General features: G+C 73.3%; 18 protein-coding genes. 12 read left to right on the top strand and 6 right to left on the bottom strand.

Annotated elements, in window-relative coordinates:
* The first annotated feature begins 11 nt into the window (after positions 1–11).
* Positions 12–893 carry an alpha/beta hydrolase gene (locus I5071_RS09675; RefSeq protein WP_236605130.1) on the top strand — a complete coding sequence of 294 codons (882 nt, stop codon included), beginning with the start codon at positions 12–14 and terminating at the stop codon, positions 891–893.
* A 41-nt stretch (positions 894–934) separates the two neighbouring features.
* Here the strand turns inward: I5071_RS09675 and I5071_RS09670 are convergent, their stop codons facing one another.
* The 3 genes from I5071_RS09670 to I5071_RS09660 form a co-directional block, all read right to left on the bottom strand.
* Positions 935–1,756: a hypothetical protein gene (locus tag I5071_RS09670; RefSeq protein WP_236605129.1), complete on the bottom strand. Its 822-nt coding sequence runs from the start codon at positions 1,754–1,756 to the stop codon at positions 935–937.
* A 127-nt stretch (positions 1,757–1,883) separates the two neighbouring features.
* Positions 1,884–3,077, bottom strand: coding sequence for a PrsW family intramembrane metalloprotease (locus tag I5071_RS09665; protein WP_236605128.1), 1,194 nt, complete (start codon positions 3,075–3,077; stop codon positions 1,884–1,886).
* Positions 3,077–4,042, bottom strand: a complete 966-nt coding sequence (locus I5071_RS09660; RefSeq protein ID WP_236605127.1) for an acetyl-CoA carboxylase carboxyltransferase subunit alpha — start codon at positions 4,040–4,042, stop codon at positions 3,077–3,079. The genes I5071_RS09665 and I5071_RS09660 overlap by 1 nt, the downstream gene beginning before the upstream one ends.
* A 181-nt stretch (positions 4,043–4,223) precedes the next feature.
* Between I5071_RS09660 and I5071_RS09655 the strand changes: the two genes are divergently transcribed.
* From I5071_RS09655 to cheB, 8 genes are all read left to right on the top strand, one after another.
* Entirely contained in the window at positions 4,224–5,822 is a 1,599-nt protein-coding gene (locus I5071_RS09655; protein ID WP_236605126.1) for a response regulator, read from the top strand.
* 78 nt (positions 5,823–5,900) lie between these two features.
* The gene (locus I5071_RS09650; protein WP_236605125.1) at positions 5,901–6,281 is read left to right on the top strand and encodes a response regulator; all 381 of its coding nucleotides are present in this window, start codon (positions 5,901–5,903) and stop codon (positions 6,279–6,281) included.
* Positions 6,278–8,308 (top strand): chemotaxis protein CheA, encoded by a 2,031-nt coding sequence (locus tag I5071_RS09645; protein WP_236605124.1) that lies wholly within the window; start codon positions 6,278–6,280, stop codon positions 8,306–8,308. Before I5071_RS09650 ends, I5071_RS09645 begins: the two co-directional genes overlap by 4 nt.
* Positions 8,305–8,742, top strand: coding sequence for a chemotaxis protein CheW (locus I5071_RS09640; protein ID WP_236605123.1), 438 nt, complete (start codon positions 8,305–8,307; stop codon positions 8,740–8,742). The genes I5071_RS09645 and I5071_RS09640 overlap by 4 nt, the downstream gene beginning before the upstream one ends.
* Positions 8,732–11,284, top strand: coding sequence for a methyl-accepting chemotaxis protein (locus I5071_RS09635; protein WP_236605122.1), 2,553 nt, complete (start codon positions 8,732–8,734; stop codon positions 11,282–11,284). The genes I5071_RS09640 and I5071_RS09635 overlap by 11 nt, the downstream gene beginning before the upstream one ends.
* On the top strand, positions 11,281–13,635 hold the full coding sequence (locus I5071_RS09630) for a HEAT repeat domain-containing protein (RefSeq protein ID WP_236605121.1): 2,355 nt from the start codon (positions 11,281–11,283) through the stop codon (positions 13,633–13,635). The genes I5071_RS09635 and I5071_RS09630 overlap by 4 nt, the downstream gene beginning before the upstream one ends.
* Entirely contained in the window at positions 13,632–14,441 is an 810-nt protein-coding gene (locus I5071_RS09625; protein ID WP_236605120.1) for a CheR family methyltransferase, read from the top strand. Before I5071_RS09630 ends, I5071_RS09625 begins: the two co-directional genes overlap by 4 nt.
* Complete coding sequence (cheB, locus tag I5071_RS09620) at positions 14,438–15,499, top strand: chemotaxis-specific protein-glutamate methyltransferase CheB (protein ID WP_236605119.1); 1,062 nt, start codon at positions 14,438–14,440, stop codon at positions 15,497–15,499. The genes I5071_RS09625 and cheB overlap by 4 nt, the downstream gene beginning before the upstream one ends.
* Positions 15,500–15,505: 6 nt before the next feature.
* Here cheB and I5071_RS09615 read toward each other — a convergent pair whose 3' ends face one another.
* Positions 15,506–17,359, bottom strand: a complete 1,854-nt coding sequence (locus tag I5071_RS09615) for an adenylate/guanylate cyclase domain-containing protein (RefSeq protein WP_236605118.1) — start codon at positions 17,357–17,359, stop codon at positions 15,506–15,508.
* A 75-nt stretch (positions 17,360–17,434) separates the two neighbouring features.
* Between I5071_RS09615 and I5071_RS09610 the strand changes: the two genes are divergently transcribed.
* Positions 17,435–18,691 carry a hypothetical protein gene (locus I5071_RS09610; RefSeq protein ID WP_236605117.1) on the top strand — a complete coding sequence of 419 codons (1,257 nt, stop codon included), beginning with the start codon at positions 17,435–17,437 and terminating at the stop codon, positions 18,689–18,691.
* Positions 18,688–19,065, top strand: coding sequence for a hypothetical protein (locus I5071_RS09605; protein ID WP_236605116.1), 378 nt, complete (start codon positions 18,688–18,690; stop codon positions 19,063–19,065). Before I5071_RS09610 ends, I5071_RS09605 begins: the two co-directional genes overlap by 4 nt.
* Positions 19,066–19,154: 89 nt before the next feature.
* Here I5071_RS09605 and I5071_RS09600 read toward each other — a convergent pair whose 3' ends face one another.
* Complete coding sequence (locus tag I5071_RS09600) at positions 19,155–20,225, bottom strand: polysaccharide lyase (RefSeq protein ID WP_236605115.1); 1,071 nt, start codon at positions 20,223–20,225, stop codon at positions 19,155–19,157.
* 107 nt (positions 20,226–20,332) lie between these two features.
* Here I5071_RS09600 and I5071_RS09595 point away from each other — a divergent pair, with 107 nt between their 5' ends.
* Positions 20,333–22,894, top strand: a complete 2,562-nt coding sequence (locus tag I5071_RS09595) for an Hsp70 family protein (protein WP_236605114.1) — start codon at positions 20,333–20,335, stop codon at positions 22,892–22,894.
* 510 nt (positions 22,895–23,404) lie between these two features.
* Here I5071_RS09595 and I5071_RS09590 read toward each other — a convergent pair.
* Entirely contained in the window at positions 23,405–25,240 is a 1,836-nt protein-coding gene (locus I5071_RS09590; RefSeq protein WP_236605113.1) for an SEL1-like repeat protein, read from the bottom strand.
* Between the last annotated feature and the right edge of the window lie 125 nt (positions 25,241–25,365).

Here is a 25,365-nt window from a genome sequence, read left to right as displayed (position 1 = left end):
GAGAACGATCGATGCGACGGAACGTGGTGCGGGGCGCGACCGCGCTGGCGGTGCTCGCGGTGCTCTGGGCGGGCAGCGGGATCGGCGCGGCGACGGCGCTCACCCATCGCTGGCGCGCTCGGTTCGACGAGCCCACGCCGGAGGGCGCGCGCACGCTGCGGCTGCGCGCGTCGGACGGCGTCGCGATCGGCGCGTGGGAGATCGAGGGCGGCGACGGTGCCGCGATCGTCGTGACCCACGGGAACGGCAGCGCGCGCTCCGCGATGATCGAGGAAGGGCGGGCCCTCGCGTCGCACGGCCACGACGTGCTGGCGATCAGCGTGCGTGCGCACGGTGACTCGGAAGGCGAGACCAACGACGTCGGATGGAGCGCGCGACGCGACGTGATCGCGGCGGTGGAGCACCTCGAGCGCGAGGCGCCGTCACGGCCGATCGTGCTGCTCGGCGCGTCGCTCGGCGCCGCGGCATCGGTGTTCGCGGCGGCCGAGCTCGGGGGGCGTGTCGACGGGCTCGTGCTGGTCGCGCCCTATGCCGACCTGCGCGATGCGGTCGCGCGACGCACCGAGCGGTATCTGCCGCCGGTCCTCGACGGCCTCGCGTACGGCGCGCTGCTCCTCGGTGCGCGCGTCGTGATGCCCGAGCTCGATCGCATCCGCCCCGAGGCGAGCGCGCGTGGGATCGATCGCGACGTGCCGGTGCTCGTGTTCGCGGGGAGCGCGGATCGGCGAGCGCCGATCGACGACGCACGGCGCATCACGCGGACGCTCTCGCGCGCCCGCATCGTCGCGATCGAGGGCGCGGATCACGAGGAGATGATGACGCGCTCGTTCGAGCACATCGCGGACATCGACGCGTTGCTCCGCGACGCGCTCGCTCGTCGCGCGACGCGTTGATGGGGTCCTCGAGTCGCCAGGCGTGCTCGCGCTCGTCGTGATCACTCGCAGGTGATCCAGATCACGGTCTCGGTATCCGGCCGCACCGGCACCCGCACCGCGTTCGGCGCGCCGTCGCGCGCCTGCCACGCGCCATCGGTCTGCGCGCAGGTGCGCCCGGGCGCGATCAGCTCGACCTCGAGCTCGCCCCATCCTTCCCACGGCCGCGCGACGAAGAACACGAGCTCGCTCTCGTCCGCGAGAAACGTGGCGGATGGATCGATCCGCCCTCCGTCGTCTGCGCTGTAGAACGCGCCGTGACCGCTCCCGCTGCGCAGCCGCGCGGTCAGCCCCTCCACCGCACCGTTCGCGTCGATCGTGACGAGCGCGCTCGAGCCATCGGGGTACGTCACGCCGGTCGGCGCGAGATACCCGGTGTTCTCGCTGTCACGCGCGAGCAGCACCGAGAGGTCGGTCGGCTCGCCCGCGACGCCGCGCCAGAGCCACACCCCGCTCGCGAAGCCGTCCGCCTCGAACGAGATCGCCGCGTCGCCGATCGGCGCGCACCCGAGCACGTAGAAGCCCTCGGCGTTCGTGGCCACGCACGGGATCTCCGGATGATCGAGCACGCAGACCCGCGCGCCCGCAATCGCCCTGCGATCGGCGAGCGCCTGCACGGTGCCCGCGAACGACGCGACCGGACCGGCCGCACAGTCGACGGGACCGGGTGGCGGTGGAGGCGGAGGTGGCGGTGTCGTCACCGCCGCGTCGTCGCCGACGAGCGGCACCGAGCCATCGACCCGCGGCGTGCTCCCGCCGCCCTCGCCGCACGCAGCGACGAGCAACGAGAGCGTTCCCGCGACCAGCGCCCCACCCTTGTGCATCACCAGGTTCCCTGGGGTGCACGATTGCGAAGCGCGCGCCGTCGCGGATTCCTTCGCGCGTACGCGGACCACGTCCGCGAACGAGCGTCACGCGCGCGCCACGATCGTCGCGCGCGCTCGCCACACGTCAGGCGGGCGAGGCTCCCTGCGCGCGCAGCTCGCGGATCTTCGCGCGCAGCGGGAGGATGAAGTCCATCGAGAACGTCCGGTTCTGTCCGCGCATCGCGCGCGCGGTGTGCCACTTCGAGAGCCCGAGACGCGCGACCGCGCGCACGAACTCCGTGCCCCTCGCGCCCTTGCGGAACCACGCGACGAGCCCGCCGAACGCGGAGCACACGAGGTCGAGCTCCTTCTGCGTGAGGTGCCCGAGCGCGACCTCGTCGAGCAGGTTCTCGCGGATGATCCGACCTCGGCGCACGACGAGGACCATCACCATGATCACGAACGCCGCGACGAAGACGAGCCAGAGCGGGAGCAGCAGCAGGAAGAGGCCCGACGCGCCCATGAAGTCGGCGAGCGTCGCCGAGCCGTTCCACAGCGCGTGGAGGAACACCGCGCCGCCGTAGCCCATCAGCGGCGCGACCAGCTTCACCCAGGTGCGATGGCTCTCGCGCGCGATGCCGAGCCCGATGCCCGTCATCGACGTGTAGAGCGGGTGGCCCCACGGCGCGATCACGCCGCGGATGATGAACGTGAACGCGAGCGCCTCGGGGTTCTCGGCGAGCGAGTTCGCGTAGTAGATGACGTTCTCGGTCGCAGCGAAGCCGATCGCGGTGAACGTCGCGTAGATGATCCCGTCGACGACTCCGTCGAACTCGTTGCGCAGGAAGTAGAACACGCCGACGACGGCGATCCCCTTCCAGAACTCCTCGACGAGCGGCGCCGACACCACCGCGCCCACGGTGTTGCCCCACTCGGGCCCCGCGATCGACGCGACGACCGCGTCGACGCCCGAGTTGATCAGCGCGGAGAACCCGCACGCCGCGCACGCGCCCCAGAGCAGGCAGAGCGCGAGCGCGTAGAGCGGCTCGGGGTCGTAGCGATCGAGCAGGCGCGGGAACGTCAGGTAGACGCACATCGCGGGGAACGCGAGCGACGCACCGATCGCCATGCCGAAGAACGCCTGTCCCGGGTTCGCCGTGAGCAGCGGGAGCAGACCGAAGAGCAGCACCAGCAACGCCAAGCCGACGATCTGTCCGAGCAGCCACAGGATCCCGCCGACGATCTTGCGCGTGCGGTAGGGATCCTCGATGTGGGTGCTCGGCAGCGAGCGATTCGCGTGACCCGGGGTGACCGGCGCCGGCGAGTGCTGCGGGTGCATCAGCTGTCCGTCGGCGAGAGGGAGTGGATCACGCCCATCGTGCGGAACTTGCGATACCGCTGCTCGACCAGCGCGTTGCCATCCATCGCGCCGAGCTCCGCGAGGTGACGTCGCAGCGACGCACCGAGGCGACGCGCGGCGTCGTCGGGATCGCGATGCGCACCGCCCGTCGGCTCGGAGACGACCTCGTCGACCACCCCGAGCTCCCGCGCGTTGCCCGCGAGGAGCTTGAGCTGCACCGCGGCCTCGGGCGCGCGGGTTCCGTCGCGCCAGAGGATCGACGCGCAGCCCTCGGGCGTGATCACCGAGTACGTCGCGAACTGCATCATCAGCACGCGGTTCGCGACGCCGAGCGCGAGCGCACCGCCCGAGCCGCCCTCGCCGATCACCGTCGCGATCACCGGCACGCGCAGGCGCGACATCACGAGGAGCGACTGTCCGATCGCCTCGCTCTGGCCTCGCTCCTCGGCGCCGATGCCGGGGTACGCGCCGGGCGTGTCGATGAACGTCAGCACCGGACGGCGGAAGCGATCCGCCATCTCCATGATGCGCATCGCCTTCCGATAGCCCTCGGGGTGCGCCATGCCGAAGTTGCGGCGCAGCTTCTCCTTGGTGGTGCGGCCCTTCTGGTGGCCGATCACCGCGACGCTCTTTCCGTCGAGCCGCGCGAAGCCGGACACGATCGCGGAGTCGTCGGAGTACGCGCGATCCCCGTGGAGCTCGACCACGTCGTCGAAGAGACGCTCGAGGTAGTCGAGGAAATACGGGCGATCGGGGTGTCGGCTGAGCTGGACCTTCTGCCAGACGGAGAGCTCGTCGTAGATCTCCTTCTGCAGCGTGGTGACGCGCTCCTCGAGCTTGCGGAGCTCCGACTCGAACCCCTGCTCGCGCACGCCGTACAGCTTGAGCTCGCGGATGCGGTCCTCGAGCTCGACGATGGGCTTCTCGAAATCCAGGTGGGCCATGCCGGGAAGGCGCCGATGCTAGCAGCCCTGGATCGCGGGGCGAAGCCTCCGTTCGCTCCTCCTCACAGAGTGTGCGAATCGGCGTTGACGTCCTCGAATCCGGGCCGATACAGGGCAGGCGGCGGTCGTCTGCTCGTTGTGCACCGACGCGTCGAGGGAAACGACGGCAGGACACGTGAGCATGAGCGATCGAGCGCGGCCGATCATCTGGGTCGCCGAGGACGTGATCATCGAGGCCGAGGCGGTCCGGCGCACGCTCTCCGCGACCTACCACGTCGTGCTCTTCAGCGACGGCGCGGGGGTGCTGGAGCGCGCCGCGACCGGCGAGCTCCCCGACCTGCTGGTGCTCGATTGGCACATGCCGGGCGTGCAGGGCATCGAGGTCTGCCGCTTCCTGCGCACGCAGGAAGCGACGGTCGGCCTGCCGATCCTCGTCTTCACGTCGACGGGTGACGAGCAGGACATGCTCGAGGCGCTCACCGCGGGCGCCGACGACTGGGTCGGCAAGCAAGCGAGCGCGGCCGAGCTCCTGGCGCGCGTGGCGACGCTGGTGCGCGCCAAGCAGCTCCGTGATCGCGCCGAGCGCGCCGAGCGCGAGATCGCGACGCTGCTGGTGCGCGAGCGAGAGGCGCGCGCCGAGGCGGAGGCCGCGAACCGCGCGAAGGACGTCTTCCTCGCGATGGTCTCGCACGAGCTGCGCACGCCGCTCAACGCGATCCTCGGATGGGCTCGGCTCCTGCGCTCGGGCACGCTCGATCCGACGCGCTCGGAGCGCGCGCTCGACACGATCGAGCGCAACGCGCGCGCGCAGGCGCGCATCGTCGAGGATCTGCTCGATCTGTCGCGCGTGATCGCGGGGAAGCTGCGCCTCGAGCGCGCCACGATCGACGTCGCCGACGAGGTCGAGCAGGCGATCGAGAGCCTGCGCCCCGCCGCGGCCTCGAAGGGCGTGTCGCTGGAGCAGCGCGTCGATCGCGGGATGACGATCTGGGGCGATGCCGCGCGCGTGCAGCAGGTCGCGTGGAACCTCGTGTCGAACGCGATCAAGTTCACGCCCTCCGGTCGCCGCATCGAGGTGACGCTCTCGCAGGACTGCAACGACATCTGCCTGCGGGTGCGGGACGAGGGCATCGGGATCGAGCCGGCGTTGGTGCCGCACGTCTTCGATCGCTTCCGGCAGGCCGACTCGACGACGACGCGCGAGCAGGGCGGGCTCGGGCTCGGCCTCGCGATCGTGCGGCAGCTCACCGAGCTCCACGGCGGCCGCGTGCATGCCGCGAGCGGAGGGCCGGGCCAGGGCGCGACGTTCGAGGTCCACCTGCCCGCGCACACGACCCACGAGCGACCGGAAGCGATCGATGTCCCGGCGCACACGGCGCGACACGACGCGCGCGGGCTGCGCTTGCTCGTCGTCGACGACGATCCCGACGGGCTCGAGCTGCTGCGCGTCGCGCTCGAGCGCGCAGGGGCGTCGGTGCAGACCGCGACGTCGGCCGCGGCGGCGCTCGCCGCGCTCGATGCGTCGGTGCCCGATCTGATGGTCTCCGACGTCTCGATGCCGAACCTCGACGGCTATGGACTGATGCGCGCGGTGCGGGCGCGTCTCGGCGCGCGCTGGGTGCCGGCGATCGCGCTGACGGCGCATGCGCGCGACGAGGACCGCTGGGAGGCCCTCGCTGCGGGGTTCCAGGTGCACGTGCCGAAGCCGCTCGACATCGACGAGCTGATCTCGGTGATCGGCAGGCTCGTGCGACGCCCCGACGGACAGCCGGAACGTTGACCGTGCGCGCGGGAGCGTTCGACGATCGCGCCCTTCCCCCGACCGGCTCGCTGCGAGCCTTCGAGACCTGAGGTCAGCGTGGCCAACATCCTCGTGGTGGACGACAGCAAGGTGATGCGCGACATGGTCGTCGCGTGCCTGCGAGGTCTGCCGGGTGCCGTGTTCGCGCACGCTGGCAGCGGTCTCGAAGCGATCGAGCGACTCTCGATGGAGCGCTTCGATCTCGTCGTGCTCGACCTCAACATGCCCGACATCGGCGGCATCGAGGTGCTCGAGTTCGTGCGCGGGCAGGACCACCTGAAGACGGTCCCGATCATCGTGGTGACGACGCGCGGCGACGAGGGCGCGCGCGCGAGCTCGCTCGAGGCCGGCGCGTCGCGCTTCATGGTCAAGCCGTTCTCGCCGGAGGAGATCCTCGCGGAGACGCGCGCTCTGCTCGGCCTCGCCGAGGGCGTGTGAGCCGCGTCGATCTCCGCGAGTTCCTCGACGCATACCTCGACGAGGTCGACGAGCACCTCGCCAACGCGAACACCCAGCTCCTGGCGCTCGACGCGGCGCTGCGCGCGGGCGAGCCGACGCTGCGCGCGGTGCGCGAGCTCTTCCGCGCACTGCACACGATCAAGGGGCTCTCGGCGATGGTCGGCGTGGATCCGATCGTCGCGATCGCGCACCGCATGGAGGCCTCGCTGCGCGCCGCGGATCGCGCGGGAGGACAGCTGCCCGAGGGCGCGATCGACGTGATGCTGCAGGCGGTCGCCGCGATCGAGCAGCGCGTGCGCGCGCTCGCGAGCGGTCATCCGGTTCCGGCGCCGCCCGGGCCGTTGCTCGCCGCGCTCGACACGCTCGACGAGGTCCGCACGCCGGCGCCGGTCGCGCGCACCACGAGCGGCCTCGCGCTCGACCCCGCCGTGAACGCGAAGATCGCGGCGTTCGAGCGAGACGCGCTCGAGCGGGGGATCGCGAGCGGCCGCCGCGCGCTCTGCGTGCGCTTCGCGCCCTCTCCCGAGCGCGCGGCCGCGGGGACGAACATCAACACCGTCCGTGAGCGGCTCGGCGTCGTCTCGGAGATCGTGAAGGTCGTCCCGGTGTCGGCGCCGCGCAGCGCGGAGGCACCGGCGGCGCTGACGTTCGCGCTGCTCGTGCTCACGCGCGCCTCCGACGAGGACGTCGCGCGCGAGGTCGGCGTCGACGTCGGATCGATCGACGTCGTCGGCGAGCCCGGGACGAGCGCGCCGGCGCCCGAGCCGGCCGTGGTGCCCGTCCCCGAGCTCCACGACGAAGAGCGCGACGACGTGCAGCGGCGCGGCGTGGTGCGCGTCGATGTCGCGCGGCTCGACGAGGCGCTGGAGCGGCTGGCGCAGCTCGTGATCTCGCGCGGCGTGCTCGCGCGGGAGATCGCGGTGCTCGCCTCGCGCGGCACCGACGTGCGGGGCCTGCAGATCGTGCTGCGCGAGCAGTCGCGGCAGCTGCGCGACATGCGCGCCGCCGTGCTGCAGCTGCGGATGGTGCCCGCGAGCGAGGTGCTCGAGCGGGTGCCGCTCGTCGTGCGCGGCCTGCGCAAGGCGACGGGCAAGGCCGTGCGGCTCGAGGTCGACGCGGGGCGTACCGAGCTCGACAAAGCGGTCGCGGAGCGGCTCTTCCCCGCGCTCGTTCATCTCGTGAGGAACGCCGTCGATCACGCGATCGAGGCGCCCGACGAGCGCCGGCGGGCGGGCAAGCCCGAGGAAGGCCTCCTGCGCGTGACGTTCGAGACGCGTGGCACCGGACAGGTCGCGCTCGTGGTGCAGGACGACGGCCGCGGCATCGACGCGGCGCGCGTCGCGGCGCGCGCGGGCGTGGAGGTCCCCACCACCGACGCCGCGCTGTTGCAGCTGCTCTGCCGGCCCGGGCTCTCGACACGCGATCAGGTGAGCACGACGAGCGGGCGCGGCATCGGCATGGACGTCGTGCGACGGATCGTCGTCGAAGAGCTCGGCGGCGATCTCTCGATGACGACCACGCCGGGGCGCGGCACCACGATCGTCGCGCGCGTGCCGCTCACGCTCTCGATCGTCGACGTGCTCACGTTCGAGTGCGGGTCGCAGCGCTTCGTCGTGCCGATGGCGAGCATCGACGAGATCATCGAGATCGATCCGACGCAGGTCTCGGCGCCGCCGCGCACCGGCGCTGGGTCGACGATCGCGCTGATCCAGCGGCGCGGTGAGGCAGTGCCGCTGGTGAGGCTCGATCGGACGCTCGGCCTCGCGAGCGCGGATCCCGAGCGCCCCAAGGCGCTCGTCGTACGTCGTGACGGCGACGCGATCGCGTTCGCGATCGATCGCACGCTCGGACAGCAGGAGGTCGTGGTGAGGCCGCTCGAAGATCCGCTGTTGCGAGTCCCCGGCGTGACCGGCGCGACCGATCTCGGCGATGGGCGACCGACCTTGGTCGTCGATCTCGTCGCGCTCTCGCGGATCTCCGGCGAGACGAGCGAGGTGCGGACGTGAGCGCGCTGCACGTGCTCTTCCGCGTCGGCGACGCGGAGTACGCGATCGCCGCCGACGAGGTGCTCCAGATGGAGTCCTACGAAGGCGCGACGCCGGTCCCCAACGCGGCGGCGCACGTCGCGGGGATCGTGCAGGTCCGGGGGCGCGTCGTGCCCGTGGTCGATCTGCGCGTTCGCTTCGGCGCACCGATGCGCGAGCGGACGATCGACACGCGCGTCGTCGTCGCGCAGCGCGGGGAGCGCGCGGTCGCGCTCCTCGTCGACTCGGCGCGCGAGGTCGCGCGCCTGGCGCCCGAGCAGCTCAAGCCGCCGCCTCCGATGGTGGCGGCCCAGAGCGCGGGGCTCGTCCGCGCGATCGCGCAGATCGCGGGGCGGATGGTGATGCTGATCGATCTCGACCGGGTGGTCGGCGAGGAGCGGCTCGATGGCGAATGAGCACACGGATCAGGGGACCTCGCACGTCGCGGACGCGCTCGGGCAGATCGGCTCGATCGCGCGCGCTCTCGAGGAGACCTCGGAGCTCGCGCAGAGCATCGAGGCGGCGGCCGGGGACATCGCGGGCGCGGGGCGCGAGCGAGCGACGGCGGGCGAGCAGGTGCGGGTCGCGATCGAGTCGATCGCCACCAGCATCGAGAGCGTCTCGGTGTCGGCGGAGGAGCTCTCGCGGTCGCAGGGGAGCGTCGGCGACATCGCGCGCGTGCTCCAGAAGAACGGTGACGAGACGGCGAGCGGCTTGTCCGAGGTCGCGGCGTCGGTGCGCAAGGTCGAGGCGGACGCCGGGACGCTCGCGCAGTCGGCGGACGGCACCGCGACGACGCTCGAGCAGACCGCGCGCTCGGTGAAGGCCGTGGCGAGCGATGCCCAGGAGCTCGCGGCGGCGAGCGAGCAGCTGCTCGCGAGCGCCACCGAGACCAGCGCGACGGTGGCGGACCTGACGTCGCGCGGGCAGACGAGCGCGACGTCGGTCGAGGAGGTCGCCGCGACCGCGGCCGAGATGTCGGCCGGGATCACGAGGCTCGCCGCCGATGCGCGCGGCGTCGGCGCGCGGATCGGCGAGGTCAGCACGACCGTCGCGTCGATCGGCGACGCGCTCGCCGCGGTCGCGCGCGACACGGCCGACATGGCGACGTCGATCGACCAGACGAGCACGACGACCGAGGAGCTCGCGCGCTCGATCCGGAGCACCGCCGAGCACGCGCGCGCGCTGCAGGAGTCCGCGGCGAACGTGGCCTCGAACACGAACGAGACCGCGTCGTCGGTCGAGGAGGTCGCGGCGACCGCGCAGAAGAACGCGAGCGTCGTCGACGCGAGCGCGAGCGCGATCGAGCAGCTCGCGCGCACCGCGCAGCTCGCCGCGCGCGGCGCGGAGCAGATCGAGCAGCTCGCCGAGACCAGTGCGACGGTGGCGGGACAGCTCGAGACCTCGACGCGCCGCATGGCGCAGATCGCCGAGGGCGCGCGCATCACCGCCGATCGCGTGGGCACTGCGGCGCGCGAGGGAGGCGCCACGGTCGCGAAGTCGATCGCGGGGCTGGGCCGGATCCGGAGCTCGATCGCGGAGTCGGCGGGCGTGGTGAAGGAGATGGGCCGTCGCGCCGAGGAGATCGGCGACATCGTGCAGACCATCAACGTCATCGCGGATCGCACGAACCTGCTCTCGCTCAACGCGAGCATCGAGGCGGCGCGTGCGGGCGAGCACGGTCGGGGGTTCGCGGTCGTCGCCGAGGAGATCCGCGCGCTCGCCGATCGCGCCGCGGCGGCGAGCGCGGACATCGCGAAGATCGTTCGCCTGCTCCAGAGCACGGCGCGCGACGCGGTGACCTCGTCGGCCGACGGCCTGCGCGCCGCCGACGACGGCGCCGCGCTCTCGAGCGACGCCGAGCGCGCGCTCACCACGATCCTCTCCGGGATCGAGGAGCTCGGCGGCGGCGTGCGCGACCTCGCGCGAGGCGCCGCGGATCAGACGAGCGCGGTGCAGGCGGTCGTCGGCGCGACCCAGCGAACCAGCGAGCACGCGCGCACGATCGCGAGCGCGGCCGAGGAGCAGGTCCAGGCGACGCAGACGCTCACGCGCGACGCGAACGAGATGCGGAAGATGGCGCGCCAGACCTCCGAGGCGACCGCCGACCAGGCGCGGCGCCTCCGCGACGTGGTGCGCGCGAACGCCCAGCTCACGACGACCGCCGAGCAGGTCGCGATCGCCGCGCAGGAGCAGGCGGCAGCGTCGACCCAGCTCGCGAGCGGGGCGAATCGACTGCGCGGGCTCGCCCAGCGAACGACCGGTGCGATGGCGGAGCAGGCCAAGGCGGTCACCACCGCGGCGGCCGCGGCGGCCGAGGTCGCGACGGCGACCCATCGGACGATCACCGCGCTCGGCGAGCAGGCGCAGGGCGCGAGCGAGATCGCCAAGGCGATGGACGCGGCCCGCAAGGACGCGGTGCAGAGCGCGCGCGCCCTCGACGAGCAGGCGCGCGCCGCGAAGGAGATCGAGACGACGGCGCGGGAGGTCGCGCGGCTCGCGCAGTCGATCACGCGCGCGACGTCGGAGCAGAGCACGGCGACCTCCTCGCTCGCGCGGGCGGGCGACGACGTGCGGCGCATCGCCAAGCAGACCGCGCGGGCCGTCGAGGAGCAGAGCCGCGCGCTCGAGGACCTCGCCGCGACGGCCACGCGACAGAGCCGAGACATCACCACCGTGGCGCGCGCCGTCGTGGAGCAGGGGGGCGTGAGCTCGGGCGTCGCGAAGGAGCTCGCCGCGATGCGCGAGCGCGCGCGGGAGATCGTCGGGGTCACCGCGCAGCAGGCGACGGGGCTGCGCACGCTCGCGACGGGCGCATCGGACATCGCGGAGCGCGTCGCACGGGTGCGCGAGCTGGTCGCGGAACAGACCGAGACGGCCTCGGCGCTCGCGTCGGGGATCTCCACCGACACGGGGGGCCCTCCGAGCGGCGTCCATCGCGGCACGGGGCGAGCGTGACCTCTCGTCTCGCGCTCTCGGCCAGCGATCGCGCGCGCGCGGCCGAGGTCGACGAGCTGGCGTCGCGCCTGCCCGCGACGCTGGGTGAGCTCGTCGCGTGCCTCGATGCGCCGACGTGGCCGGTGCGGCGCGCGGCGGTCGCGGCGCTCGCGCGCGCGGGGCACGTCGCGATCGCACCGCTGGTCGAGATCCTGAGGAGCAGGCGCGATCGCGAGGCGCGCCTCGCCGCGGCGGTGGATGCGCTCTCCGCGTCGAGCGGGAGCGTCGACGACGCGATGCTCGCGCTCGCTCACGGCTCGCCGCCCGCGGTGGTGTGCGACGCGCTGCAGGTCCTCGGGCGACGCCGCAGCACGGTCGCCGTGCCGACGATCGCGGAGCGCGTCTCGGATCCCGACGACAACGTCGCGGTCGCCGCGCTCGAAGCGCTCGGTCGGATCGGCAGCGGCGCCGGGCTCGACGCCGTGATCGAGGCCGCGGGGAGCGGGCGGTTCTTCCGCGTGTACCCCGCGATCGACGTGCTCGCGCGATCGGGCGATGCGCGTGCGATCCCTCCGCTCGAGCGGCTCGTCGACGATCCGCTCTGCGGCCCCGAGGCCGCGCGCGCCCTCGCGCGACATGGCGACATCGCGGCGGTGAGCGCCCTCGCGCGGCGCCTCGTCGGCCGCAGCACGTCGATGGCGCGCATCGCGGCGATCGCGCTGGTCGAGGCGGTCGATCGGCTGCGCGAGCGGTTCGGCGCGGCCCCGGGCGCGCTCGCCGCGATCCGGAGCGAGCTCGCGGAGCACGAGGGCGCGGCGGGGCACGTCGCCCAGGCGCTCGCGGGCAGCGACGTGGAAGGACGCGTCGCACTCGCTCGCGTGCTCGGCTGGCTGGAGGACGACGACGGCGCGTCCCCGCTGATCGATCTGCTCGGCGACGACGACCCGCGGGTCGTGCGGGCCGCGGCAGAGGCGCTCGCGGGCCTCGGTCGCGCCGCGGAGCGCAGCGTCGTCGACGCGCTGCCGCGGATGTCGAGCGAGCTGCGCGCGCTGGTGTTGCCGCAGCTCGGCGCGCGGCCGGAGTACGCCGCCGCGATCGCGTCGTGCCTCGACGATCCCCGGCCGGACGTCCGCGCGATCGCGTGCGCGACGCTCATGCGCACCGGGAGCACCGACGTGGTGCCGCGCCTCTTCGAGCTCGTCGCCGATCCCGACGCGCGGGTCGCGCAGGCCGCCCTCGCCGCGATCCAGGCGCTCGGCGACACGTCGACCGAGCCGCTCACGATCGCCGCGACGCGCGACGCAGATCCGCGCGTCCGCCGCGCCGCGCTGCGCCTCCTCGGATACTTCGGCTGGCCGAGCGCGCTCGCCCCGCTGCTCGAGGCGGTGGCCGCACCCGACGATCGCATCGCCGAGCTCGCGCTCTCGAGCCTCGCGTACGTCGAGGACCCGCAGGCGCTCACCGCGCTGCTCGATGCCACCCGCAGCCCGCGCCCCCGCGTCCGCGCCGCGGCGCTGCGCGCGCTCGGCGACGTGCGACGGACCGACGAGATCGTCGCGCGCCTGATCGAGGCGCTCGACGACGAGGCGCCGTGGCCGCGCTACTTCGCATGCCAGGCGCTCGGCCGGCTCGGCGCGACCACCGCGATCGACGTCCTCGTCGCGCACCTCGGAGATCCCGCGGGCCAGGTCCGCATCGCGGTCATCGACGCGCTCGCGCGGCTGCCCGGCGAGCGCGCGGCGCGTGCGCTGCTCGACGCCGCCGGCGCTTCGGACCCCGACCTGCGCCGCGCCGCGCTGGTGGGGCTCGGCATCACGCGACCGCCCGAGGCGCGCGCGACGTTGCTCGCCGCGAGCGACGACCCCGATCCCGCGACGCGCATCATCGCGCTCTCGTCGCTCGGCTCGCTCGACGGCGACGACGTGCTCGCTGCGCTCGTGCGCGCCGTCCGCACCGGGGATTCCGAGACGCGCGCTGCGGCGCTCGGCGTGCTCGCCACGCGCGCCGGGCGCGAGACCACGCGCGCGCTGATCGAGCTCGATCGCGAGGAGCCGCTCCGAGAGCTCACGCTCGCCGCGCTCTCGACGCCGGCGAAGGGGCGCATCCCCGCGATGCTCGAGGTGCTCGAGGACGCCGACGCCACGACCGCGTCGCGCCTCACGGCCGCGCTCGCGCGCATGGACCGCGAGGACGCCCGGGCCGCGCTCGGCGTCGCGCTCGCGACGACCTCGGTCGAGGCGCGCCGCGCAGCCGCAGCGGCGCTCGCAGCGATCGCGCCGCGGGATGCCGCCGCACAGCTCGAGCGCGCCTTCTCGCGCGATCCCGACGCCGAGGTGCGTCGGTTCGCGGCGCACGGGCTCGCACGCCGATGACCGAGCGCGCTCCGTCGCAGGTCCTGACGCTGCTCGCCCGGCTCGTCGAAGAGCGCACCGGGCTGCACTACTCCGATCGCGACCGCGATCTGTTCGAGCAGAAGCTGACCGACCACGCGGCCGAGGAGGGCTACCCCACGCTCCTCGAGCTCTATTACGCGCTCCGCTACGACGACCCCGAGTGCGAGGTGCTCGACCGCGTGATCGAAGCGCTGGTCGTCGGCGAGACGTACTTCTTCCGCGAGGCGCGCGGCCTCGAGGTGCTGATCGAGCCGCTCGTCGCGCGCGCGCGACGCGGCGAGCGCGTGCGCATCTGGTCGGCCGCGTGTGCGACCGGCGAAGAGCCGATCAGCATCGCGATCCTGCTCGATCGCGCCGGCGTGCTCGATCGCGTCGAGCTGGTCGCGACGGACATCAGCGCGCGTGCGCTCGATCGCGCGCGACGCGGCGAGCACACCCGGCGCGCGCACCGCGCCGTGCCCGAGGGCATGCCGCCGTGGATCCGCGTCGAGCACGATCGCGCGCTCGTCGACGAGCGACTGCGCGCGCGCATCGACTGGCGACGCGTGAACCTCGCCGACGAGGCGGCCATCGCGGCGCTCGGGCGCTTCGATGCGATCGTCTGCCGCAACGTGCTCATCTACTTCGACGACGCGCGCATCCAGCGGGTCGCGGGATCGCTCGCCCGCGCGCTCGAGCCGGGCGGTGAGCTGCTGATCGGCGCGTCGGAGTCGCTGCTCCGGTTCGGCAGCGTCTTCCGGTGCGTGGAGCGCGGGGGCGTGTTCCTCTACGGCGTGTCGTCATGAGCGCTCCGCGCCGTCCGGTCCGCGTGCTCGTGTGCGACGACTCCGCGTTCGCGCGGAAGGTCCTGCGCGACGTGCTCTCGCGCAGCACCGCGATCGAGGTCGTCGACACCGCGCGCGACGGCATCGACGCGCTCGAGAAGATCGCGACGCTGCGCCCCGACGTCATCACGCTCGATCTCGTCATGCCGAACCTCGACGGGCTCGGCGTGCTCGCGGCGATGCCGCCCGTCGACGCGCCGCGCGTCGTCGTGGTGAGCAGCTCGGCGTCCGAGAGCGATCTCGTCGTGCGAGCGCTCGAGGCAGGCGCGATCACCGCGATCGAGAAGCCGACCGCACTCGCCACCGAGCGTCTCTACGAGCTCGCGGGCGCGGTCGAGCGCGCCGTGCTCCTCGCCGCGGAAGCGAAGGTCCATCCGGCGTCCGCGACCCCGCCCGTCACGCCTGCGGCGCCCTTCGCCCTGCCCCGCCACACGCGCACCAAGCTCCTCGCGCTCGGCGCGTCCACCGGCGGCCCGCGCGCGATCACCCGCGTCCTCGCCGCGCTGCCCGCGTCGTTCCCGGTGCCGATCGCGGTCGTGCTCCACATGCCGGTCGGGTACACCGAGGCGTTCGCGGCGCGCGTGAACGAGACCAGCGTGCTCGACGTGCAGGAGGCGCGCGACGGGCTCGAGCTGATCCCCGGCCGCGCGATCATCGCGCGCGCCGGGATGCACCTCTCGGTGGTGCGCGAAGGAGAGCGCACCGTCTGCGCGCTCGACGTGCTCCCGCTCGAGACGCCGCACCGTCCCTCGGTCGACGTGCTCTTCCGCAGCGCCGCCAAGCTGTTCGGCGCCGACGTGCTCGGCGTCGTGCTCACCGGGATGGGCAACGACGGCCTCGCGGGCGCGCGCGACCTCGTCGCCGCGGGCGCGCAGCTGATCGTCGAGGACGCGAGCACGTGCGTCGTCTACGGCATGCCCCGCAGCGTCGCCGAGGCCGGGCTCGCCGCCGCCGAGGTGCCGATCGACGCGATGGCGGGCGAGATCCTCGCGCGCATCGCCGCGGGCGCCGAGCGCTGAGCGCGCTCAGGCGGGGCGCGTGCGCTCGCTCGAGAAGCTGCCCTTCTTCTCGCCGACCACGTTGTAGATCTTGAGCGCCTGGCTCTTGCCCTTCACGTTCGTCGCGGGCAGCTCGACGCAGTCGAACTGGTCGCCGATCTCCTCGAACGTGTTGTGCGAGATGATGATCTCGCCGGCCTTCGCGAGGCTGCAGAGGCGCGCGCCGGTGTTCACCGTGTCGCCGATCACCGTGTACTCGAGCGCCTTGCTGCTGCCGAGGTAGCCCGCGACGACCTCACCGGTGTTGATGCCGATGCCGATCTTGATCTCGGGCTCGCCACGGCTCTTGCGCAGCTCGTTGAGCTCGCCGAGCACGTGCATCATCTCGATCGCGGCGCGCACCGCGCGCGTCGGGTCGTCGGGGTGGCCGACCGGCGCGCCGAAGAGCGCCATGACCTCGTCGCCGACGAACTTGTCGAGGGTGCCCTCGTACTTGAAGATCACCTCGACCATCAGCTCGAAGTACTCGTTGAGCATGTCGACGATGAGCTGCGGCGACTCGTCTTCGCTCATCGAGGTGAAGCCGCGGATGTCGCTGAAGAGCACCGTCGTCTGGCGCGCCTCGCCGCCCTTCTTGATCTCGACCTTGCCGTCGAGGACCTGCTGCGCGATCTGCGGCGAGAGCAGGCGCTGGAAGCGCTCGCGCGTGACCGCCTCTTGCTCGAGCTTGCGCGCGAAGAGCGAGTTCTGGATCGCGATCGCCGCTTGGTTCGCGACGTTCTGGAAGAGCTGCAGGTCCTTCTCGGTGAACGCGTTCGTCGCGATCTGCGAGTCGAGCAGCATGATCCCGAAGAGCTCCGTCGAGTGGAGCAGCGGGACCGCCATGCTCGAGCGGATGCCCTGCATGATGATCGAGTGCGCGCCCTGGAAGCGCGAGTCGACGGTCGCGTCGCTCGAGAGCACCGCGGCCTTGTCGCGCTCGACCTGGTCGACGATGGTCTTCGAGATCAGGACCTGCTCGTTCGGATCCTGGTTGCCGGCGCGGGTGCGCACGCAGCGCGGCTGCAGCACGCGATCGTCGCCACTGCCCGAGTCGGCGTAGAGAAGGATCACACCGCGGTCTGCGGGGAGCAGCTGGAACGCGGCCTCGAGGATCTTGTTGAGGACCTTCGAGATGTCGAGCTCGGCGCCGATCGCTCGCGCGAGCTCGTAGCTCACGCGCAGCTTCTCGTAGTCGCGGCGCAGGTGATCGACGTCGGGGACGAGCTTCTCCGGGAGGAACGACTGCTCGAGCAGCGGCGCGAGCTTCGTCCGGATGTGGCTCTCGACCATCCCCGGCGCGATCGTGACCTTCGAGAGGTTCTGCGGCGGGACGGCCGGCAGCGCGGCCTCGGGCGCGCGCTGTACCGGCGGCGCATAGGGCTGGGCCCACGCGGGCTGCGGCAAGGGCATCGCGTGCTGCGGCTGCGCCACCGCCTGCTGCTGCGGCGGCGAGGACTGCCACGGCGCCGGCGAAGAGACCGGCGGAGGCGGCGCGGACATCGGGCCCGATCCGCCACGCGCAGCGGCGGAGTAGCCACCGGCCGCGGCGCGCGTCGCGCCTTCCGCGTCGAAGATCAGCCGCGTCGAGCCGAGCATGATCTCGTCGCCCGGGCTGAGGACGCGCTCGCTGATGCGCTCGCCGTTGAGATAGCTGCCGTTCAGCGATCCGAGATCGCGCAGGAGGTAGCGGCCATCGACGAGGTCGATGTGGCAGTGCTCCTTCGAGACGATGCGATCGAGGACCTGGACCGTGTTGTTGGGGTGGCGTCCCAGCGTGTTGTGCGCCTGGAGCTCCACCTCCTGCCGCCCTTCGGGGCCGATGATCGTCAGTCGAGGCATCGCGGTGAACGACTTGGGCGAGTCGGATGCTATCGAGATGGTCGCGCCGAGTAAATAGCGACGAGCGTGCCGACGGTGACAACGAATACAGTGCGCGACGTGTGGCGCGCGGCGGACGAGACGTTGCTCTCTCGGATCGACGACGAGCGTGTGCTCGCGTCGCTCTGGGAGCGCGCCGCGCCGGGTGCCGAGGCGCTCCACCCGCGCGCGGCGGGGATGGTGCGGCTGCTCCGGGAGCGCCCCGATGCGAGCCAGGCGATCGCGGCCGCGGAGGCGGGCAACGTGGCGCCCCTGCTCGGTCGGCTCGAGCCCTCGCGCCTCGAGGGATGGGCGCCCGCGCTGGTGCACCACCTCGCGCTCTTCCATCGCGCGCGCGCCGAGCACGCGATCGCGCGAGACGCGGTGAGCACGAGCGCGGCGCGCGAGACGCTCGAGCGAGCGCTGATGCTGATCGGCGCGACCTGGCTCGCGCTCGGGCGCGAGCGCGCGTACCTGCGCGGCCTCGCCACCGACGTCATCGCAGGCGCGCTCCCGTCGAGCGAGGTCGAGCGCGCGGTCGACGCCGCGGCGCTGCGAGGGCTCGACGTGATCGCGGCGATGGCGCGCGAGGGGATCGAGACGCGCTCCGGCGGCGCGGCGATCGCGCTGCGTGTGCTGGGACGCGTCGCGGACGTGATCACGATCGCGGGCGCGGAGGGCGCGCTCGCCGATCGTGCGCGCGATCGCGCGCTCGGGCTGCGCAGCGATCTCGTGCACACGATGCTCACCCCGCTGACCATCGAGATCGAGGAGCTCGCGGCGCGCGAGTGGAAGCCGATCGAGGTCGCGTCGGTGCTCGAGCGAGCGCGCGACGTGTGGCGCTGGGCGGGCGAGGAGGTCGAGGTCGAGCGCTTCGTGGTGCGCGAGCTGCCGCGCTTCGCGTGGGACCTCTATCGGGCGCGCCGGTGGGACGATCTCCGCCTCTTGCTGCGGCCGATGGAGCAGCCGAGCGACTCGCTCGCGATGCGCATCCAGCGTGATCCGCTGGAGCTCGCGTGGGCCGCGCAGTGCGCGCAGGTGCTGGTGTTCCGCGCCGAGCTCGCGCCGACGCTCGATGCGCAGATCGGGCTCGCGGAGCGCGGCTACAAGCTCTGCCCGACGCTGCGCAACGCGCGACTGGTGCTCGCGGATCTGCTCTGCGCGCGCGCCGAGCGGAGGCTCGAAGGGCCCGCGGTGCTTCGTGCCGCGGACGCGTGGCAGGACGCGAAGCGCGACATCACGCGCGCCGAGGAGATCCACCCCGAGCTCACGCGCCTGCCCGCGGCGCGCGAGAAGCTCGCGAGGTCGCGATGACCATCAAGAAGAGCCCGTTCGAGCGCTTCGACATCGATCCCCGCGGTGGCCCGGTCGCGATCACCGAGCGACTGCGCGAGCTCGCGGAGGAGACGACCGACGCCGACGAGCGCGCGGCGATCCGCGCCGCATGGGAAGAGCTCACGCTGCACCCGCTGCGCAGGCTGACCGCAGCGCTCGACAGCTTTCCCGAGTCGCGCGCCGCGATGGGCCCGCCGCCGCGGCGTGCGCCCGCGCGAGAGCCGGACGCACCGCTCGATCTCCCCGACTTGATCGCACGGCCGCGCGCTCGGGCCGCGCTCCCGCCGCCGACCGACGACGAGCGTGCGCTGCTCGGGCCGCCTGCGCCGACCGATCCGCTCGGCCGGCGCTGAGAAAGTGTCGAAACATCGCTCCTGTCCGCGTGCGCCGCACGCTTCCGTGCGGGCCCTCCGCCAGCGAGCACTCCAGCTGGACTGATCGATCACTCGTCGAAGCACCCGCGCACCGCGGCGTAGCTGGTGCCGCGGCAGAAACCGTCGTGATAGATGACGTCGGTCGCGCTGCTGGCCGAGCGGTAGAGCCCGTGCTGGACCCACACGCCGCTCACCCAGCCCTCGCCCCAGCGCTGCGCGTAGCCGTCGTGGATGCGCCCCGAGTCGGTCGACCACTGCAGCGTCGGCACGTCGCGCACCGCGAGCACCGAGTCGAACTCGGCAGTGCCCTCGAGGCGATGCCAGACCTCGACGCTGCCGCTGGTGTCCGCGCGGAAGTCGATGCGCACGATGAAGTCGTGCCAGCGCCCGGGCGAGAGCCCGTCGAGCACGCGGTGGCTCTCCTCGTACTCGGCGGGCCACCAGCTGTCGATGTTCCCCGAGCTGAACACGAGGTCGAGACGATCCGCGCCCGCGTTGAACGCCATCGGCGGCGAGATGTCCGTGTGCGCGTGCCACTGCATGACGATCCCCCAGCGCTCCGGCGCTCTCCATCCCTCGGGGAACAGCGTCGACCACGCGTAGTAGAACGTGTCGCCCTCGCGCTCGCGTCGATAGTCCCAGAGGTGCACCTCGGCGCGCTCACCGCTCGTGGTGCGATAACGATCGCCCGGGCGAACCTGGAAGCGCGCGGCGTAGCGCCCTTGCCGCACGACGTCGGTCACGACGTCGATCTGTGCGTCGGGATCGCGACCGAGCGGACCGTCCCACTGGCTCCAGTCGCCGGTCTCCCAGTCGGCCACGAGATCGGGCGCCTCCTCGCAGGCCTCGTCGGTCCCGCAGTCCTCGTCGGCACAGTCGATCCGCCCGTCGCCGTCCTCGTCGGCGCCGCCGGTGCACTGCTCGATCGGGTCCGGCGGTGAGGCGTCGACGTCGACGTGACCACCGTCGGGGTCGCGCGGATCGTCGCCCGCGTCGCGGCGCGGGGCCGCGGCATCGCGCGAGACCGTGCCCGCGTCGCTCGTCCTTCCAGCATCGACCGGTGGCTGATCGCGGCTCGGCGCGCACGCGAGCGCCGTGGAGATCGCGAGCACGGTGGTGATGACGCGCGGGATGTCCATCGTGGAGCTCTAGCGACGCACCCCGGGCGTGGTCGACTACGCTCGCTGCGCGCATCCTCGTCGCGGCGTGCGATGCTGCGCCGTCGCACGCGACAGGAGACACACGCATGTTCGTCGATCGCGCCGTCGGCATCGATCTCGGGACGACCAACTCGGAGATCGCGCTGCTCGAGCCGAGCGAGCGAGAGATCCTCGTCTACGCCGATCGTTTCGGGCGCCGCACCGTGCCCTCGGCGGTCGCGTGGGACCCGAAGCAGCAGGCGTTCGTCGTGGGGCGCGCGGCGCGCGCGCGGCGCGGCCAGACCCCCGGGCCCATCGAGTCGATCAAGCGGCGCATGGGCCAGGCGGTGAAGGTCGCGGTCGGGCCGCACGAGCTCACGCCCGAGGAGATCTCGTCGAAGATCCTCGCCGAGCTGCGCGAGCGCATGCGCGAGGATCTCCAGGCGCGCTCGGGCGACGTCGAGGTGCGCATCACGCGCGCGGTGATCACCGTGCCCGCGTACTTCGACGCGCCGCAGGTCGAGGCGACGCGCCGCGCCGGTGAGCTCGCCGGGCTCGAGGTCGCGGCGGTGCTGCAGGAGCCGACGGCGGCCGCGATCTATCACACGTGGAAGAGCCAGCTCGGCGACGGGAATTTTCTCGTCTACGACCTCGGCGGCGGCACCTTCGACGTCTCGGTGCTGCGCTGCCTCGGCGGCGAGTACCAGGTGATCGCGATCGACGGCGACAACTTCCTCGGCGGCGACGACTTCGATCGCCGGTTCGCCGAGCGCCTGCGGCGCGCGCTCGTCGACAAGGGCTACGCGCTCGAGCTCGACGTGCGCGGCAACGCCGAGGACGCGGCGCGCTTCGCGCGGCTGGTGCACGTCGCGCAGGAGGTGAAGGAGTCGCTCTCGACGAGCGACGTGGTGCATCTCTCGAAGACCGACGTGCTGATCGATCAGGCGGGCGAGCCGGTGTCGATCGAGATGGAGATCGGACGCGCCGATCACGAAGAGGCGATCCGCGATCTCGTCGAGACCACCATCGTGTGCTGCGAGCGCGCGCTCGCGCGCAGCAAGGAGGTCGCGGGCGTCGCGCTCTCGGACATCGATCACGTGGTGCTCGTCGGCGGATCGACGCGGGTGCCGATGGTGGTGCGTCGCGTCACCGAGTCGCTGTGCAGCGGCAAGAGCAAGTGCGTGCAGCCGCTGCAGGACCAGGTGGACACCTGCGTCGCGCTCGGCGCGGCGGTGCACGCGGCGCAGCTCGGCGGCCTCCGGATCGGCGACGACACGATGCAGGCGCGCTTCACGACGCCGCTCGTCGGGCGCAGCGATCGGCTGCGCGTCGGCGTCGAGCTCGAGCGCGCTCCCGAGGGCACGGCGGAGCTCGGTGTCTCGAGCGCGGACGGATCCGAGCTCGGGCGCGCAGAGATCGCGAGCGTGCCGAGCACGGTGCGCATCGAGTGCGCGCTCGAGGGCGAGGCCGAGAACGCGGCGCGGCTCGAGGCGCGTGACGGGTCGGGCCGCGTGCTCGCGTCGCTGCCCTTCGCGCTCTACCGCGGCGAGCTCAAGCCGCGCGCGAGCGCGCTCAGCCAGCCCTCGGTCGTCGCGAAGGACATCGCGCTCGAGGTGCTGCGCGCGGGACGTCGCGAGCGGAAGGTGCTCATCCCGCGCGGCTCGGGCCTGCCGCTCGCGACGACGCACGAGCTCGCGACCTCGGATCGCAGCGGCGCGGTGGTGCTGCGGCTGCTCCAGAACCGGCTGCCGATCAAGACGCTGATGCTCGAGGTGCCCGCCGATCTGCCGGTGGGCACGCCGGTGACCCTCGAGCTGAAGTGCGACGAGGCGATGCGGCTCGAGGCGCGCGCCGAGGTCGCGGGGCGCGAGCTCTGGGCCCGCGTGGAGCCCGCCGCCGCGACCCCCGCGAGCGCCGAGGAGATCGAGGCGCTGCTCGCCGAGTCCGAGGAGGTCGCGCGCGGGCTGTGGGGGCGCGATGCGCACGCGTTCCGTCGCGAGGCCGAGCCGCTCTCCGCCGGGCTGCGCGAGGTGGTGGGCACCGATCCCGACAAGCTCTCGGCGCTCGCGACCCAGCTGCGGCACCTGATCGACGAGTTCAAGACGGCGGGCGGAGGCGAGCTCTCGCCGCCGCTCCATCGCTTCGAGCACGTGCTCGACGCGCTGCGCCGCACCGTCTATCGCGCCCAGGGCGCGCTGCTCGGGATGGACGCCGAGACCTGGGAGCGCCGCATCGACGACCTCGACGAGCGCGGGCGCGGCGCGTGGGAGGCCAGCGACGCGGTGGCGTGGCGCCGCGTCTACAACGAGACCCAGGCGCTGCTCGAGACCGCGCAGACCCAGGAGCTCGGCGCGCAGCGGCTCGACGATCCGACGTACCTCGCGCGGCGGGTCGCGGGGCTCGTCGCGTGGAGCGTGGCGATCGAGCGCTCGCTGAGCGACTTCGTCCCGTCGCGCGCCGACGAGGTGCGCGGGCTGCAGCTCGCGGAGCGGGATCGACTGACGGGCGCGCTGCGCTCGAAGGTGCGCGAGCCGCTCGAGAAGCTCGGCGAGAGCAAGGGCCCGCAGGAGACCCGCCGCGCGCTCGACGCGATCGCGTCGGAGCTCGAGCGCATCGAGAACGCGGTGGAGCGCCTTCCCTCGATCGGCGTGGTGACCGAGCGGCGCTGACCGGCGCGGACAGCGCGCGACCTGGCGCGGAGACCGTTTTCGAGGCGCGGACACCGCTCGACCTGGCGCGGAGACCGTTTTCGAGGCGCGGACAGCGCGCGACCTGGCGCGGAGACCGTTTTCGAGGCCCGGACAGCGCGCGACCTGGCGCGGAGACCGTTTTCGAGGCGCGGACACCGACCGACCTGGCGCGGAGACCGTTTTCGAGGCGCGGACACCGCTCGACCTGGCGCGGAGACCGCTTTCGAGGCGCGGACACCGCTCGACCTGGCGCGGAGACCGCTTTCGAGGCGCGGACACCGCTCGACCTGGCGCGGAGACCGTTTTCGAGCCGCGGACACCGCTCGACCTGGCGCGGAGACCGGTTTCGAGGCGCGGACACCGCTCGACCTGGCGCGGAGACCGTTTTCGAGGCGCGGACACCGCTCGACCTAGCGCGGACGGCGGTTTTCCTGGCGCCGACCGTCGTTCTTCCCGGCGCACGACCGCCGCGTTCCTGGTGGAGCGCCGTTACTGCGCGCCGGTGCGCTCGCACGCCGCCGTATGTCCGGCCGCGCAGGCGCGGCGGAACAGCTCGCTCGCCAGCCGTGCGTCGCGCGCGACGCCGGTGCCGCTCTCGTAGAGCGCGCCGAGGTTGCTGCACGCGAGCGCGTGGCCCGCGTCGCACGCCTGGCGGAACAGCGCCGCACCCTGGGCCGGCGCGCGCGTCACGCCCTCGCCGCGCACGTAGAGCGCGCCGAGGCTGGTGCAGCCGGGCGCGACGCCGCCCTCGCACGCGCGCTGGTAGAGGCGCGCCGCGCCGCCCACGTCGGCGCTGGTCGCGAGGCCGCGCTCGCGCATGTAGCCGAGCGCGTTGCAGCCGCGCAGATCACCGCCGTCGCACGCGCGCGTGAAGAGCTCGAGCGCGCGGCGATCGTCCTGCGCGACGCCGATGCCGTGGCGGAACGCGAGGCCGAGCCGGGTGCAGCCGTAGAGCTCGTCGCCGTCGCACGCGCGGGTGTAGAGCGCGATCGCGCGCGTGAGGTCGCGGGGGACGCCGCGGCCGTCCTCGTGCAGCGCGCCGAGGTTCGCGCAGCCGAGCAGATCCTCGCCGTCGCAGGCGCGCGCGTAGAGCTCGGCGGCGCGCGCCGGATCGGCGGGGACGCTGCGGCCGCGCTCGTACATCCAGCCGAGGTTCGCGCAGCCGTAGAGATCGCCCTCGTCGCACGCGCGACGGAACAGGCGCACCGCTTCCGCGGGATCACGCGCGACGCCCCGACCGTCGTCGTGCATGCGCCCGAGGTGGATGCAGCCGAGGCGCTCGTGGCGCTGGCACGCGTCGCGGTAGAGGCGCGCCGCGGCCTCGAGATCGCGGGCCGCGCCCCGGCCTTCTTCGCGCAGCAGGCCGAGGCTCACGCAGCCGAGCCCGTCGCCGCCGCGGCACGCACGATCGTAGAGCGCGACGGCGCGCGCGGGATCGGCGGCGATGCCCGCGCCCTGGTCGTGCAAGCGCCCGAGGTTCACGCAGCCGACGAGCTCGCCGCCCTCGCACGCGCGCTCGAAGAACGCCGCCGCGGGCGCCGCGCCGCGCGCGTCCTCGAGCAGAAGACCGAGGTCGTTGCACGCGGGCGCGCGGTTCGCCTCGCAGGCGCGGCGCAGGTAGCGCTCGGCGCGCTGGAGATCGGCGGTGACGCCCTGCCCTTCGCGCAGCATCGCGCCGAGCTGCTCGCACCCGGCGAAGTCGTCCTGATCGCACCCGAGCTCGTAGAGCTCGGCGGCGCGCGCCGCGTCGCGGCCCACGCCGCGTCCCTCGGCGTGCATCCACCCGAGCAGCGTGCACGCGGGCGCGTCGTTCAGCGCGCAGCCCATCTCGAGCAGCGCCGCCGACTCGCGCAGCTCGCGCGTGCCGCTGCTGCCGGAGAGCATGCGGCCGACGTGGGTGCACGAGGGGCCGTGCCCTTGGCGACAGCCGCGCTCGTAGAAGCCGCGGGCCCGCGTGAAGTCGGCCTCGCGACCGATCCCGCGCTCGATGATGCGCCCGAGGTCGAAGCACGCCGGGGCGTCGCCGGCTTCGCACGCGGTCTGGAACTGCACGCGCGCTTGCGCGGGATCGGCAGGGACACCGACGCCGAGCAGCTGCATCGCGCCGAGGCGGCGACACGACTCGGGGTGACGGCTCGCGCAGCCGCGGCGGTAGAGGTCGGCGGCGCGCGCGAGATCGCGGGGCACGCCGGTGCCGTCCTCGAAGGCGCGCCCCGCCGCGGCGCACGCGTCGGGGTCCTCGGCGCTGCAGGCGTCGGGGGACTGCGCGTGGGCGAGCGATGGAAGCAGAAGGAAGAACGCAGCGAGCCAAGAGGTCGGGCGCACGCCCGAGAGCGTAGCCCCGCGCGTCGGAGGCGGTCGATGATCGGAGCCCGCCCTCGAACGAGAGCAAGCGGGGCTGGGGCCCCGCGCGCAGCGTTCGGGGCGGGGGGCCCCGATCCGGCTCCGCC

The sequence above is a fragment of the Sandaracinus amylolyticus genome (assembly GCF_021631985.1).
In the GTDB taxonomy this organism is placed as follows: Bacteria; Myxococcota_A; Polyangia; order Polyangiales; family Sandaracinaceae; genus Sandaracinus; species Sandaracinus amylolyticus_A.
The sequence above is the reverse complement of the archived record's forward strand: the minus strand, read 5'-3'. Positions and strand labels throughout refer to the sequence as shown.